A 16,095-nucleotide genomic window follows, 5' to 3' on the forward strand; every position below is an offset into this window, starting at 1 on the left:
AGAAATTTCAAATTGTTTTAGAGTTGTCAATTTCCTATGAAAATAATTAGACTATAAAACCTCTTTCTTCTTTGGGTTTGAATAAACTTTAGTTTATCAACCATTGATGTAGAGGTTTTCTTTTCTTAATTAACAAATTACCACTTAACAACTAAATGTTATACCCCTAATTTTTCACTAAAAAATAGCTTTATACCCTCAGTGCATTTCTCTACAATTAGTGTGTTTATGCATGTAAAAATAAAAATCTACCACTGAAAGGAGGACAGTCAGACTATTCCCCTCTTTTATAAGGAGTGAATAGCTGGCGTTCTCATGAAAAATTCTATTTACATAAGAAGAAGTTTGAAAGTAATTATAAAAAGAGAAGAAAATAAACTACCGAACATGTATTTAGCCACTGTTTTAAAAAACTTGGAAAGTTTAGGATTTACTTTTTCCGAGCCTTTAATAGAAGAGTTGCAAACACTTTCGGTTGATGCATTCACATCGTTTTACAAAGAGTTGGTAAAACATTTAAAAGAAATGGTTGGTGCACATATTCAGTTTACTCCTATGTATCCAAACTTTCCGCAACAAATGATGGATTTAAGTGACGCTGATTTATACATCAATGCCGTTATTCATTATGTGACGTTGCGCCTACCTGTATCAAAAGTAGAAGAACGACTCCCTCTTTTAGATAGCGTTGATTTGAAAGTTATTGACTTAGGAAGTGAAGAAGATTTCAATCAAATGATTTCTCAATTGATTAGTGCAAACAGCTCTATTTCCTCAACTGATAAGACAGATGTAGAATGGGCTATTACACACACTGAAGATGTTTCCTGTTTTCTACCTAATGTAATTCCTCATAAGGAAAATATGTCTTTTATAATTGGGGTTTTATTAATAAACAGAAAAATATCAGCCGATGCTGCTGCAAAGTATTTTAAAACGGCAACTGATGTTCTTCGCCTTGCAGTTGCTTTATCTGAAGGCGATGTGAGTTTAGCATCCTCCGTTCGATTCAAGAAGTTTAACCGAGCAGAAAGACGCTTCCTTTTAGGATTGTTAGAGCAATGCGGAAACATTACCGAAGATATGATTCGATACAAAAAACGTTGGATTCGTTTAGGTGAAATTCTTCATCCAGCAGAATATCATACTCGTTTCCCAAAAACCCACCGAGCATTTGAGATGCTTCGCAACAACATTAAAGTTGAAACATTTAATGGAAAAATAGAAGCAGCTTTGTTGAATCGTGATATCATGACAGCGAAAAATCTTTTAAAAACTCGCCCGGGGGAATTTGCCAGACGCTTGGATCATTTAATCCGTTTATGTAGTAATAAGTCAACAGATGTTTTCAATATTCTCGAAGATTTTCTAAGTATAATAGGAAACGTTTCTACTCCTGTATTACTTCAACTCACGGCTCATTTTAAGCATCGAAATGATAAAAATGAATTTCGTACCTTTTTTCCAAAGGGAAATGTAGCAAAAGCTATAGGTATTGAAAATACACTTCCATTTATCTCAGAGGATATTTGTTTAATGATTGTAAAAATGTGTGAAGATACTTTAAAAAATCGCTTCACGGAACTTCCAAGTCTTGGAAAAGTATTTTTGGATGAACAGTTAAAAAATCACTTAGTTCCCTTCTCTCAACGTTCAGCCAGCAAAGCGCTTCGCACATTATCTCGAGGAAGTAAAGTAGATTTGCCAGAAGGAGATACGATTCGTTTTTTCCTATGGTGGAAAGAAGGCTATGTGAATGGACAACATACAGGACGCGTTGACATTGATTTGTCTGCTGCAATGTACGACGAAGATTGGCAATACAAAGAACATGTATCCTTCACGAACTTACGTTCAAAAAATTTCAAAGCCTACCATAGCGGAGATATTACTTCTGCACCAAAGGGAGCATCTGAATTCATTGATTTCGATATTCCGTCTGTGCTGAAATATGGTGGACGCTATGTAGTTATGACTTTGCTTTCTTACACAGACCAACCATATAAAGATTTACCAGAATGCTTTACTGGTTGGATGGTTCGTCAATATCCTGGTTCAGGTGAAGTATTTGAACCTTCTACTGTTCAAGATAAAGTAGATATTACTGCCGACACCCAAATCTCTATTCCAGTTATTTTAGACTTAAAGGAACGAAAATTGATTTGGACAGATTTGTCTCTTACAAGAGATCTAACTTATGATAATACCATCGAGGCTAATCAAAAAGGTATGATACTAGTTGGAAAGGCTTTAACTAATTTAGTTAAACCGAATTTATATGACTTGTTCCGATTACATATTGAAGCTAGAGGTGAACTCGTTCAAGAAATCGAAGAAGCAGAAAGCATTTTTTCTTTGGATAAAGGGATTACTCCTTTCGATATCGAAAAAATAATATCTGATTTTATTGCTGACCCACAAGGCTAACTACATTACAAACATTGATAATGTGTGGAAAATATCCATGTATAATGTCTATGTGAAACAGGACCTGATAGATGAATATCAGGTCCTGTTTTTTATTTAGTAGATACTAAATAGTCCGGTTAATCATTATTCATCTAGATACACTATACTAATAAAGTGAAATTTATTAGTTAATACGTAACTAATTAAGAAACATTCATATACCAGCCCAAACATCTTTTCCATATCGCCCTTCATCTTGCACACGATCCAACCAATTTCTTGCTTCTTGTTCACTGACTTCATGAATTTCTTGATATGCTTGACAAAGGGTATCTTCTACATCTGGAGCCATTTTACTTCCATCACCACATATATAAAGATGAGCTCCATTATCTAATAACGAAATTAAATTGATTCTATCTTGTTTTATTAAATGCTGTACATATGTTTTTGGATGTCCCTCTAGACGAGAAAAAGCTGTGTGTAAAGAGATTAATCCATCTCTTTCATCATTTTCTAATTCTGTACGATAGAGATAATCTTTTTCAGGATGACGACAACCAAAATATAGATGCGCTTGTCCTAAGTTAATACCTTTTTGCTTTTGAACACGACGCGCTTGCAAGAATCCACGGAATGGTGCAATTCCAGTACCTGGCCCAACCATAATAATTGGTGTTTCTGGATCTTTAGGTAATTCAAAGTTTGATTGTGGCGTTCGAATGAAACAGATAATCTCATCTTTATTATGACGCTGAGCTAAGTAATTAGAAGCGACTCCTTCATATGTCCCTTCCCCACTCCATGCAGGCGCATTAACAACACCGACCGTAATGCTCAGACGATTGTGTGCAACGAGTGGAGAGCTTGAAATAGAATAGTAACGCGGTTTGAGCGCAGGAAGAAGTTCTAAAAAGCGTTCAAATCGGATTTCACAAGCCTCATACTTTTCAAGAAGGTCCAACATTGAAATCCGTTTCTTTAGTATTTGTTCATGGTAAACTCCTTCTTCTAATAATGCTTCCAATTCTTTTTTATGAGGAGGACATGCTGTGAATGTTACCATTTCTCGTATTTGTGCTCGAGTGGCAGCTTCTTGAACTTCAACACTATAACTAAGAAGGTCCAATAAACTAACAGGACTGTCTAAAGGTATGTGATTTATACTTCGTCCACTTGCACTCAGTATAACTTGATCCTTCCCATTTAATCCAAAACGTTTTAAAATTCGGTTGATATTTTTCTCGCTATTAACTGGCAACACTCCAAGGTGGTCTCCTTCTTTATATGTAGCGCCTTCTGGCAAAGATACCTCGATATGTCGTGTACTTCTATCACTGCTGGGTGATTGGAGTTCACGATTTTCTAGTATAGATGCATAAACTGCTTCATATGTTCGTGCAAGAGGAGATCCTCCAAGACGACTAACAAATTGCAGACTCAAAGTACTGCGCTCTTTTTCTATATTTTTGTTGAGCTCCAATCCAAATGCCTTCATCGCATCAGACCACATGTTTTGTTTCCATTGCTCAAGCTGTTCCTCGAAATCACCACTTGCATCTGCTTCTCCGCGTTTAGAAAATCTTGTTGCTCCTTTTTGAGCCATCTGCTCATCAATGTATCTTGGAATCCGTTGATAGGTACTAGCCCAATTATGATCTCCACAACCAAAAACTGCGTATTGAACACCTTTTAGCTCATCCGGTTTTAGTTCCTCCAACCATTGCACAAACTGTCCTGCATTACTTGGCGGTTTTCCATTATAAGAAGAAGTTACAATAAGAACCGCTCCTTCTTTTGGCAAACTTCCAATCCGATCGTTAAGAGCTACCACTTCCGTTCGAACTCCTTCTAAACTAGCTGTATCTGCTAATTCTCTTGCAATACCTTCTGCTACACCTGTATCCGAGCCGTACAGAACAAGAAGTGAAAGATTATCGGCCCCAATAATAGAAGGTGGCTTCTGAACGTGCTGCTTAATTTCATCGTTTTTCAGCTTGTCCTCTGTAGGTGTAAGAACAGTAGGATGACTAATAGTTTGTTTTCGGGGTAGAATCCTAATCTTAAAATCACCGGGCTTTAGCGTTAATGTTTGTTTTACGTCCAGCTGATAGTTTTGATAATCGATTAATTCAAAATGTTGAAGAAGCATTCCCATTACAAGAGTGGCTTCATGAAGTGCAAATTGCATACCGATACATGCTCTCTGGCCATTTCCAAATGGCTTATAAGCATGATGAGGAACCTTATCCAGCTCTTCAAATCGTTCAGGTTGGAATTCTTCCACATTGTCTCCCCATGCATCTTTATCCCTATGTAGCTGTGGAATAAGAACAGAAATACGATCTTCTCCTTTCTTAATTGGGTATTTCCCGCCAATCACTGTATCTTCTTTTGCATAGAGACTGAATGCTGGAGCGGTAGGCCATAGACGTAGCGATTCATTTAAAATCATCCGTATATACTTCAGTTTCATAACTTGTTGGTATGTTGGAGTAGGATCTGTCAAAACACGGTCTACTTCTTCATAGGCTTTTTTCAACTTATCCGGATTCTTTAATAAAAAATAAATTGCAAAAGATAACAATCCACTTGTTGTCTCATGTCCAGCTATTAAAAAGGTAATAATTTGGAAACGAATATTTTCATCATCTAATTTTTCACCAGTTTCCGGATTTGGCACATTTAACATACGGGAAAGTAAATCATTTTCTTCCTGATTCCCATTACTTTTACGTTCAGCAATGATATTATCTACTAAAGAAAACATAGATTGAATATCATGCTGAAATTGACGTTTCGTTCTCCACATGAGTTTATCTTCTATATCCAGCCTCTGTAATTGGTGCATCGCTTCATCTAGAGCACGGGTCATGCTAGTAATAAAAGGATGAGGGGTCTCACGATAAAAGCTATTGAATCGGTAATTAAAACCACATAGACCAATTGTATCTAACGTAAGACGAGTCATATCCTCCGGAACATCTACGTTTTCATTCGGATTAAGTCGTGCCCATTTTTGAACGAGTTGTACAGCAACATCGACCATCATGGCATGGTAATCTTTCATTGCCCGTTGACTGAATGTAGGCATCAAAATATTATGAGCTTTTTTCCAGTTCGGTTCGTGAGTCTCGCTTGTAAATAATCCGTCTCCAGCAAAGGCACGAACTTTTGCTAAAGCACCCTCTATACTTTTATCGAACCGTGTTTCGTCACAAACTTCTGCTACCAATTCATGTCCAGAAACGACAATGATGGTATCACTTAAAGTTTGAATTTGAAAAATGGGACCATACTCTTCCGCTATCTTGATAAAGGATAGGGTCGGTTTATCTTTATCGATTAATGGGAGATTACCCAGCGGTCCATATGTTTTCGGCTGAGGAATGGCAGATACTTTTTTTTCCATTTAAAACACCCTTTCAAAAAAGCATGAAATAAAGTGAAACTTTAGTCAGTGGGGGTTTTGTTCATCCCCCACTGATTATTAGTTGAACCAATCGGGCTTTTACGGGCAGTTGGTCCCCCACCTAACTTCTTTGCTTCTGCTAAATTTTGAGGTGGGGGTCTTACTGCCCGTTAATTCGGGATAACATATCCCATTTAATAAAGAAGAAATAGCAACTAATCGCCTGGGATAAAGATATGTAATTGATTACCTTATTTTATCTTTTCCCTAACTATTCATGATTATGATATTGCGTATAAGCTTGGCAATTAAATTTATAACTTGTAGAAAAATACTAAATTAAAATGAAGCGAATAAATATAATTGGAGCCTTTTAATGTTGGTGTTAAAAGATAATCTAGACTTGTAATGTTTATGAGAAATTGCAAACGGATCTCATCTCTTGTATTTGTTTATAAAAACGATTATTTTGATTTATTTTCTTCTAAAACACCCCAAAATAGAAAAGTTGATGATCTTAAGATTGTAGTATTCGAAAAATCAGTAGTTTAGTTAAACCAATACGATAAGCAAGTATGCCGTGTTACTAATGAAAGAGGACCTGATATGAACATCAGGTCCTCTTTTACTATATAATTATTTCTCTGCTTCTTTTAGTTCTTTTCCAGCTTTAAATACCGGCGCCTTAGCAGTAAAAAACTTGTAGGAATCATTATCAAGCGTTTTATTCTTCTCTACCGATTTAACTTCTCGACAGCTTCCGCACTTGTATCTACACGTTTAACGAAAAAAACTAATAGTAGTGCAACAACATTCATGCCAAGCGCTACATAAAATGAATATTGAATTCCAGATAATAAAGCCTTCTGAGTTACTATTGCCTTCGTAGTTTCTGTAAAGGTTGTTGGATCTATATGAGACATTAAACTTTCAGCTTTTGTTTTTGTTACAGAGTTCATAATCGTAACAAGAATAGCAGTACCAATCGAACCGGACACTTGTTGAGCCGTATTATTAACAGCTGTACCGTGCGGATTTAAGCGAGTTGGCAATTGATTAAGACCATTTGTCATAAGTGGCATCATAACCATCGCCATCCCAAACATCCGCAGTGTGTAGATAAGAATAATATGTGTGTGACTAGAGTCAATTTGCAGACTTGCCAACATATAAGTTGAAACAGCTGTAATGGAAAGCCCCACTATGCCAAGAATCCGAGGACCATATTTATCAAATAGTTTACCTGTAATTGGTGACATAATCCCCATTATAACCGCACCTGGAAGCATCATCAGCCCAGAGCTCAGCGGCGAAATACCACGGACGTTTTGTACATAAGCTGGTGTTAAAATCATACCCGAAAACATGGCTACCGCGTTAACAATTGCAATTACAGACGCAAGTGCAAACATTGGATACTTGTAAACACGTAAATCCAATAACGGCTCATCCATTTTTAATTGACGAATAATGAAAGCAATTAGGGCAATAGCGCCTATGATTAAGGTTGTTAAGACAAATTTATTTGTCCAACCATCGGAGCTTGCAGAACTGAATCCATATAACAAACCGCCAAAACCGACAGAAGATAATAGTAATGAGAGATAATCAAGTTTTACATTTTTGTTTTGTTTCATGACATTCTCAGATTTCCAAATCCCTAACAGTAAGCTAATGATTGCTAACGGTAAAATCATTTCAAACAGCAAACGCCAGTCATAATACTCTACAATATAACCTGATAGTGTCGGTCCAATTGCTGGAGCTGTAATCATAACTAGTCCAAAAATCCCCATTGCTGTTCCCCTTTTTTCTCTTGGAAAGCTTACTAGCATAATATTCATTAACAAAGGTCCCATAACTGAAGAGCCTGCCGCTTGAACCATCCGGCCAGTAAGTAATAAACCAAAGTTCGGTGCTACAGCCGCTAAGGCAGTACCAAGAATAAAAATCACCATAGATGTAATAAATAGGCTCCTATTTGAAAAACGCGTTATTAAAAATGCTGATGCCGGAATTAATATACCACTTACAAGCATATACCCTGTAGAAAGCCACTGGATCGTTGAATAATCTTGAATGTTTAAATCTTTCATTATTGATGGCAAGGCTACATTTAAAAGGGAGTTATTTAGAAATGAAACAAATGCCCCAATAAAAAGGATTACAAGCATTACATATGGTGGTTTTCTTTTATGTAATGTTTCACTCATATATTTAATTGCCCCTTCATTATAAATTTCATTGATTCGTTTAAATCGTTTACATATTTGCACAAGAAAACATTACCCTTGCAGTATTTTGCCAAACTCTTCGAATGGATATTCTCTTTTTAGCAATTCCACTTGCTCAACATACCATTTTAAAATCTTTTTGTTGATGAAACCTTTATAAAAACGTTTGTTAACGGAATTTAAATTAGGCTGAAATACACAAAATAAGCAACTGAAAATCCCCTTCTAAAATAAAGTGAAACTTTAAATCAATGGGTATTTTACGGGCAGCGAGAAAAATCAAAAAGACCACGCACCCATTCCTTTAAATACAGGCTTGTAGATCTAGTTATGTAACCATCCATAAAAAGGAATATTACATAGGCTAAGTCTAACATTACATTTTTAAAGTGAGGAGAATAAGCGTATGGACCAATATTGGTATTTGAATTCAAAGGGAAACGGGGAACAATATACTAACCAAATTTCATTATATTCACAGCCCGAAATAACTAAATCTGAGGTAATGAATGATTTGAAGCTTCCTGAGAATTGGAGTTACCGAGTCTATCCAGTTAGTTGGGATTCACCAGCCAATTATACGGGGTTCAGTCCCCAACCCCCTCCCTTCTCTTGGGGGCAGCCAATCAATTATGCAGGGATGATGCCCCAAGGACATCCCGATAATTGGACTCCACTACCAGGTCATGCAGGTTTTAATTTTCAAAAACCTCCCTTCCCCTGGGCGCAACCATTCAATCATACAGGGATGTTCGCACAAGGTCATCTTGCAGCTTTACTATCGCCGCCAGCCAAGCCTTTTCATTTCAATACCAATAACTCAGGTGTTTTTGGAAACCCTCCAGGATGGGGTAGTCCGTGGGCCCCAATGGGATGGGGAAATAACGGAGGTAACGGTCAGCCAGGAATGCTTGGAAACTTACTTACAGCAGGAAAAGGCACCATGAGTGGAATAGGAATGATCAGTAGTCTAATCGGGATGGGGAAGTTCTTCTTTTAGTTAATTAAAGTGATAGAATTGGTCCGCAGCTCAGACATTCCAACAAAATATTTCATTTTCCATTGATTTAATGTTTTCAAACATGTACTCCTCAATATATTTATTGTGTGCTTCCAATACTCCATCCAAGTTCGTCTCCTTGTCTTTCAATTTATAAAAAAATCTGTTGCAACTCTTTAGACAACAATTCCAGTTCATAAAAAATTGATAAGTTCATAACAAAAACGCCATCTCTTCCTATGATTCTAGGGAAAGAATAGCGTTTTTGTTACGTAACAATTAAGTTGTTTCATTCTTATTTATTCAATAATTTCATTGTCATTTCTCTGCATTTTTAGCCTGATAGCGATATGATCATAACCCGTAAAATGCCATTTCTTTTACTTATGCTTTGCTAAAAATTCTGTTATGCGACGATATACATATATTTCATTTTCTTTTTTGGAAAATCCATGCCCTTCATCGTCTAATACTAGGTATTCTACATCTACTCCTTGTTCTTGCAACGCTTGAAAAATTTGATCCGATTCTTCCTTTACAACTCGTGGATCATTTGCCCCTTGGATGATAAGGAGTGGTTTATTCATTTGATTTAAGTAAGTAATTGGTGAATCTTGTATAAGCTTATCTTTATCATTATTAATATCACCTATTAAATTAACTGCGAGCGGTTTCCAATTTTCAGGCATAGATTCGATAAAACTAAATAAATTGCTAGGTCCAAAAATGTCAATGGCTGCACGGAAATACTCTGAATGACGCCCGTGAAGCAATAAGGTCATATATCCTCCATAACTACCGCCCATAACAAATAATTTATCAGGAGTTGATATCCCCTGTTCAAATAACCATTCGATCCCTGCTACACAATCTAAACGCGGCGCTTCTCCCCAATCACCTTCAATCATTTTTGTAAACGTTGAACCATATCTTGTACTACCTCTAAAGTTTGGCGCAAAAATATTATATCCCTGCCTTAATAAATATTGAAATAATGCTCTGAAATCTTTCGTCTCAGCACTTTGTGGACCACCATGAGGCCAAAATATTGTATATCCGTTTTGTACTTCTCCTTTCGCCCGGAATAATAATGCTTCTATGTTTAACCCATCAAAAGAGGCATATGTTATAACATCCGGTTCAACAAAAGAAGATTCAGATAGACCAATAACATAGTTTTTTGTTAATGCTGCCCATTCTGTATCTCTATTCTTCTTGTAATAGATGTTTGCTGTTTTCGTCGCACTTTCACCTAGTAAATAAAAATTTTCCGATTTTGTAATTTCAATTTGACTTATCGTATCTACCGGAGAATTCAATAGAATTAACTCTTTTTTATCCCATACAAATTTATATAACCTATCTGTAACACCTTTCGACGAAACAATGTAGCCATTTTTTGTTTCAGCATGCCATTTTATATCGGATATATCTTCCTTCTCTATTTTACAGATTGGTTTGAATTCCTGTTTATTTAAATCAAAAGAAGCTACATAGGAAAACTCTTCTTCATAATTTGTAACGAAAATCACTGTATTTTCATCAATATAAGAAATGGAGCCTACAGTATGTTCTTTCTCACTGGAAGGTACTAAACAAATAAGTTCTTCTCCTTTTTTTACATATCCTACATTATATGTATTACTATATGACTTTAAAACAATGTAACTTGATTCATTCGGACTTACTGCCTCTACATATGTAGGTGTCTCCACACCAGTTAACAACAGCGTATCTTCTTTAGTGCGTATATTATAACAACGAGAGTTTAAGAACATTGGGTTATCTTTACTTGTGACATAGTATAATCGTTCCCCATCCTCTGTTAAATGCACAAAGTAATCCTTTTCTGTCTCTCCTGCTGGAATCAATTCAAGCAATCCACCACCCTCTGGTTTTAATGCATAAATATGATAATTTTCATCCCCATCTTTATCAAATCCAGCTAAAATAAATCGATTTAAAGAATCCATTTTAATAAAATTGCTTGATTGATTACAATATGTTAAGGGATAAGGGGATAAATTGGGTAAATCCATCGCCCATAAATTAGAATGACCATTTAAGTTTGTACTAAAAATTAATTTCCCTTCATCTTCACTAACTGTAAACCTACCAATACTATAGGATCTAAAAAATTGTTCAGCATCTTCCATAGGAAATTGAATCATCTTTCTTCCTCCACTCTACCTTATATCTAAAAATTCAGAACATCTTATATATAAAGATTCTACATTTTCCTATTTATCCCTTTTGGGTTTTATTTAGATTTACTTCTACCTTCTACTTCTTCTTATTAACATTACATAACGATGCGGAGAGTTTTTTAAACAACTCTTCTTTTAGCAGTGAATATATTCTTTACTATTTCACGATTACTTCTCATTCGATATTTCTCACTAATTATCCCTCAAAGCGAAAAATAAGCGGGGAATTAGAGAGCAAAATCTACCATATACTTTTATTCAGCTAACTTCTCACCAGTAACAATCTTCATAAAAGCAGCTGCGTCTTTCTCTGCTAATTGAGCGTACTGATTATCCCCCGCCATTATTTCTACTTTATCCTTATTAGGACTAATCCACATTTGATATAAAACAGCTTTCGCTTCTATTTTCGGATTTTTAAACTGAAAAACAAACTGATAATCAGCTGAACGAGACATTTCCACCTTTTTATTTTCAAAGTTAGTATCATTTAATATTTTCTTTACTTGCAATACTTTATTCTTGTCTGTAATTACCTTCAAATCCTCATAATGATTATCACCAGCATGTTTTTGCACTTCGATTGTTTGATTATGATTTCCTATATTATTTGAACAGCTGGTTACCACAAATAAACAAATCACGCTGAAGACTAAATACAAATTTCTAATTTGCATAGCGCTCTCCGCCTTTAGTGTATATAATAGTTCACTTCCATTACGCTTTTAAAATGTAAAATAAGAATACACCCCATAAGCCACAAATAAGATTAATAGAATAGAAATGCCAAGTACCGTATATATAATCCATTTTAAATTTGAATTCATATCATCCTCCTACCTCTCGGTAATTCCAGTATATAACAAAAAAAGCATTGGATCCCCAATGCTTTTTACACTTACGCAAATAAAGAAGTATTCGCATATAAAGCTGGTGAACCACCTGAATGTACGAATAAAATATTGTCTTCCTTATTAAATTTACCTTTTCTAATTAAGTCGATTAATCCCGCTACTGCCTTACCTGTATACACTGGATCAAGTAAAATACCTTCTGTTTTCGCAAGTAACTGAACTGCCTCTACCATTTCCGGCGTTGGTAACGCATAGCCTGGTCCTACATATTCATCAAAGCACGTAACAGCGTCGCGCGAGATAAAGTTTGGAATACCAACGTGTGCTGAAGTTTCATCTACAAGTTTTGCTACTTTCTCTTCTTGCTCAGCTTTTCCTCTACTTACATTAATCCCGATTACAGGAATATGGCTTTGTGTTCCAGAAAAACCAGTAATTAAACCAGCATGCATACCGCCGCTACCACTTACACAAACAACTGAACTGAAATCAATTCCTTGCTCAAATGATTGCGCCATAATTTCTTGCGCACAAGCAACGTATCCCATTGCGCCCGTAGGGTTTGATCCACCAACTGGAATTACATATGGTGTACTACCTTTTTCACTTACTTCTTTCGCTACTTTATTCATCTCTTCCATCAGGTCTGCTCCGTTCGGTACAACAATGACGTTTTCAGCACCTAATAAGTGATATAAGAAATAGTTTCCGTTAAAGTCTCTCTTCTCTTCTGGCTCAAGCCCTTTCTCTAATACAAGAATACATTTCATTTTTTCTTTTACCGCAGCAGCAAGTGTCAGGCGGCAATGATTTGACTGAATACCACCAGCTGTAATTAACGTATCTGCACCCTTTTCCTGTGCATCCGCAACTAAAAATTCTAACTTTCTCGTCTTATTACCACCGGCTGTTAAACCAAGTAAATCATCTCGTTTAAAATAAATAGTCGGGCCACCAAGTGCTTCAGAAAAATTGTTTAACTTTTCAATTGGTGTATATGATTCTGTATATTTTTTTCTCGGGAATTTAGCTAAATTCATTGTAACGCTCCTTTTGTACTTCTTTCGCAATGTATGTAACGTTACTATTATTACACGTAAAAATGGTGAAGTCATCTTTCTCGGTTAAAAATGTATTAGAATTTCATTTTGATAAGTAAAACCGTATTAATGATTTTAACTTAATTACGGTACATGAAATTTATATCAACGATTTTTTAAATATATCGTTCATTACTTACAATATATCAACGATTTTTCAAATATATCGATCGTAACTTGCAGTATATCAACGATTTTCTTAATATATCGATCTATCGACAAAAAACGACAGACAGGCAACCCCTTTCTCATCAACAAAAAAAGAGCCCACACATTCAAATGCAGACTCCCTCCAATCACTTATTTACCGAAAAACGAAGTAACTGCGTTAATCCCGGCTCTAAATTCATTTCACCTTTATGACGTACGTATACAGTTTTATCTCCATCAAATTTCGGAGGATTTGCTTGACTATACGTATGCCACTCATTCGTTCCTTCTATAGAATACTCCATATATTCATTTGCACCGACAATTATATTTTTACGATCATCTGCCGTTACATTTGGTGCCATCTGCGCAATTTTTGAATCACTAATTAATAACTTCTTTATATCCTTATCACGTTTGTAATCGTAAGCTGTCACAATTACATCGTTACCATATGCTTTCACTTGTAACCCTTGTTTAAATGAATAGCCATCTGGAGCAGTTTTCTCTCCTCCATTTGGTCCTGCTGACATCCAGCCTGTTTCAATCCCGCCCGTATTTACAACAGTGAAACCTTTTTCATCTCCGCCTGTAATTTTCTTTTTACCAGCCCAGTCAGGTAAGTTTAAATCCCAATGTGTATGACTCGTGAAGAAAACAACCTGCGGATAGTCTTTTAATATATCATACAATTTATCCACGTTTAAATAATCTTGTAAATATGGTGATTGTCTTGATCCAGATACTGTATCAGGTAAAACGTGATGAGAGAAAATAAAGATTGGCTTATTTTTATCTTTTTGACTGTACTCTTCTAAATTTTGTTTTAACCAACCTAATTGCTCATCACTCATATATACTTCGTCCCACATTTTTGAATCGTGGTATTTCATATATTTTTCAGTTCCTAAAAATAAAAGTGGATAGCCATCTAATTCTTTTTTATGATATACCTTTTCTTGTCCACTAAATTGTAAGTAGCGACCAAATAGTGTTTCTTCCGTTACACCATTTGGCCATGTACTTTGAGAGAGTTTCCCATCCGCTGTCCATTTACCAGCATAAAACTCATGATTCCCAACAGTAGACCATACATTTTCTGGATGCTTATTTTTATTTAACACACGCTTTACATCATCATATTGTGACTGTTGTCCAGTCGGCGTTATATCCCCATTCATAATAAGCGCTCTAGAAAGTGGCGTCACTTTGTTCATATCTTTTAGCACATGATCAAAATCCCCTAAATCACCTTGAATATCACTAATAACATTAAAAGTTGTAGCTGATTTTCGGGCTTGCTCTTTCCCTTCCGCATGCACTGAAAACGTCGGTAATAATGCCGCCATAACTGCTAACGAAGCAACTGTCTTTTTCATACAAATTCTCCCCCTAATAATAGAATGTACAAACTGACATGTTCTGCTTTCTCTTAGGTGCTTGTCCAATTCACATTATAGGGGGCGATTGTAAAGATTAATGGAATAAAAAATTAAGTGTTTTTTAAGAGATTTTGTCTTTTTTTCACACTCCACAATTAGTAATTCGCGCCAATCTAGCTTTCTAATCTTTAACATTACATAAATGTAAATTTAAATAATGAATCTTTTAGTTTCCGTTACATAAACACAACAAAATACTCTACTTTTTTAAGTTCTCTTCATTTAATCCGAATAATTCTGGTGAAACAAATTTCCCATCTTTCCTAATCAATATTCCTTTAGAAATAAAATACATAAATTCCAAACACTAGGAATCACTTTTACTCACTATATCCTGGTAGGTCGCCTTTTCATTTCCAATCTTGACATCGGTGATGAAAATCTTTCGTTCTTTTACCGGACTAGGTTTCACTTCACCATACTTCGGTTTCCACTGTGGGTGGTAAAGCCCTAACTTGAGGTAGGGCGTACGCGCACGTGTAGCATAGGCATTAGGCCCTTGCACTTTCCATACAACTTTTCCATCTTTCCATATTTGTAGTAATCCATCACTTTCTGCTGACCACCTTGCATAAATTACCCAAGAAGACCAGACTCCTTTTTGCACATGTTCATCCAATTTCTTAAAATCGCGCTCTATATTTGCAGGAGAACCAAATGCTCGTTGTATATTCCATCTGTCACCTTCCACTGCAATAGCCAATTCTGGAAAATCCCGATCTATTCGCTCACTGCCGAGTACAGCGTGCCATTGCATGACAATATCGTTACCACTGTCCTTATCAAACACCCAATCTTGCGGGATATACATCCGTGCTGAATACCAACGTTCGTGAAATCCTTCTTCGTATGGCTGTGCAATTTCTGAACGGAATTGGCCTTGAGAATGTGGAACAACGAACTGTACTGCTTTATAAGCCTCCGTCATATCAGGGGCATCTACTACACGTGCACGCTGCGAGATTGTATCGGTATCTAGTTTCATGCGATTTTCCGGGTCGTTGATAGCTATTTTCCATTTTTCTAATCCAGATTGAAAGTTGTCTTTTAATATAATAGGATCGTTTACTTCCTTAAACTTAGACTCCTTTTCTTTTTTAGAAACATTCGACTGATTTACTGTCTTTTTTATATCAACCAATACGATACCAGCTACAAGTAAACTGACAGATAGGACAAATATAGCAAGAATTTTTTTCATCTTTCATGACACTCCATCTAGTTTGTTTTTCTCTCGTAACTTCACCTTATAACGCTAAAAACATCGCATCCCATTTGGTTGAAATT

General features: G+C 35.9%; 9 protein-coding genes. 2 read left to right on the top strand and 7 right to left on the bottom strand.

What is annotated here, in order from left to right; genetic code table 11:
- Positions 1-315 precede the first annotated feature (315 nt).
- On the top strand, positions 316-2,427 hold the full coding sequence (locus N2V79_RS15435) for a TerD family protein (RefSeq protein ID WP_340720026.1): 2,112 nt from the start codon (positions 316-318) through the stop codon (positions 2,425-2,427).
- A gap of 196 nt (positions 2,428-2,623) precedes the next feature.
- On the opposite strand, the gene cypD is transcribed toward N2V79_RS15435, so the two are convergent.
- Positions 2,624-5,821: a bifunctional P-450/NADPH--P450 reductase gene (gene cypD, locus N2V79_RS15440; protein WP_340720027.1), complete on the bottom strand. Its 3,198-nt coding sequence runs from the start codon at positions 5,819-5,821 to the stop codon at positions 2,624-2,626.
- Between the two features lie 734 nt (positions 5,822-6,555).
- Positions 6,556-8,034 carry a DHA2 family efflux MFS transporter permease subunit gene (locus N2V79_RS15445; protein ID WP_340720028.1) on the bottom strand — a complete coding sequence of 493 codons (1,479 nt, stop codon included), beginning with the start codon at positions 8,032-8,034 and terminating at the stop codon, positions 6,556-6,558.
- Between the two features lie 427 nt (positions 8,035-8,461).
- On the opposite strand from N2V79_RS15445, the gene N2V79_RS15450 reads away from it, so the two are divergent.
- Positions 8,462-9,055 carry a hypothetical protein gene (locus N2V79_RS15450; RefSeq protein WP_340720029.1) on the top strand — a complete coding sequence of 198 codons (594 nt, stop codon included), beginning with the start codon at positions 8,462-8,464 and terminating at the stop codon, positions 9,053-9,055.
- A 380-nt stretch (positions 9,056-9,435) separates the two neighbouring features.
- On the opposite strand, the gene N2V79_RS15455 is transcribed toward N2V79_RS15450, so the two are convergent.
- The 5 genes from N2V79_RS15455 to N2V79_RS15475 form a co-directional block, all read right to left on the bottom strand.
- A complete protein-coding gene (locus N2V79_RS15455; RefSeq protein ID WP_340720030.1) occupies positions 9,436-11,226 on the bottom strand; it encodes a S9 family peptidase in 1,791 nt (596 codons plus the stop codon).
- A 290-nt stretch (positions 11,227-11,516) separates the two neighbouring features.
- On the bottom strand, positions 11,517-11,939 hold the full coding sequence (locus N2V79_RS15460) for a hypothetical protein (RefSeq protein WP_001167092.1): 423 nt from the start codon (positions 11,937-11,939) through the stop codon (positions 11,517-11,519).
- A gap of 221 nt (positions 11,940-12,160) precedes the next feature.
- Entirely contained in the window at positions 12,161-13,156 is a 996-nt protein-coding gene (locus N2V79_RS15465) for a D-cysteine desulfhydrase (protein ID WP_340720031.1), read from the bottom strand.
- Between the two features lie 356 nt (positions 13,157-13,512).
- Complete coding sequence (locus N2V79_RS15470; protein ID WP_340720032.1) at positions 13,513-14,745, bottom strand: DUF4073 domain-containing protein; 1,233 nt, start codon at positions 14,743-14,745, stop codon at positions 13,513-13,515.
- Positions 14,746-15,115: 370 nt separating this feature from the next.
- Complete coding sequence (locus N2V79_RS15475) at positions 15,116-16,009, bottom strand: polysaccharide lyase (RefSeq protein ID WP_340720033.1); 894 nt, start codon at positions 16,007-16,009, stop codon at positions 15,116-15,118.
- Positions 16,010-16,095 lie beyond the last annotated feature (86 nt).

Origin of the sequence: Bacillus sp. CH_70 (assembly GCF_038007045.1) — a bacterium.
GTDB lineage: Bacteria > Bacillota > Bacilli > Bacillales > Bacillaceae_G > Bacillus_A > Bacillus_A cereus.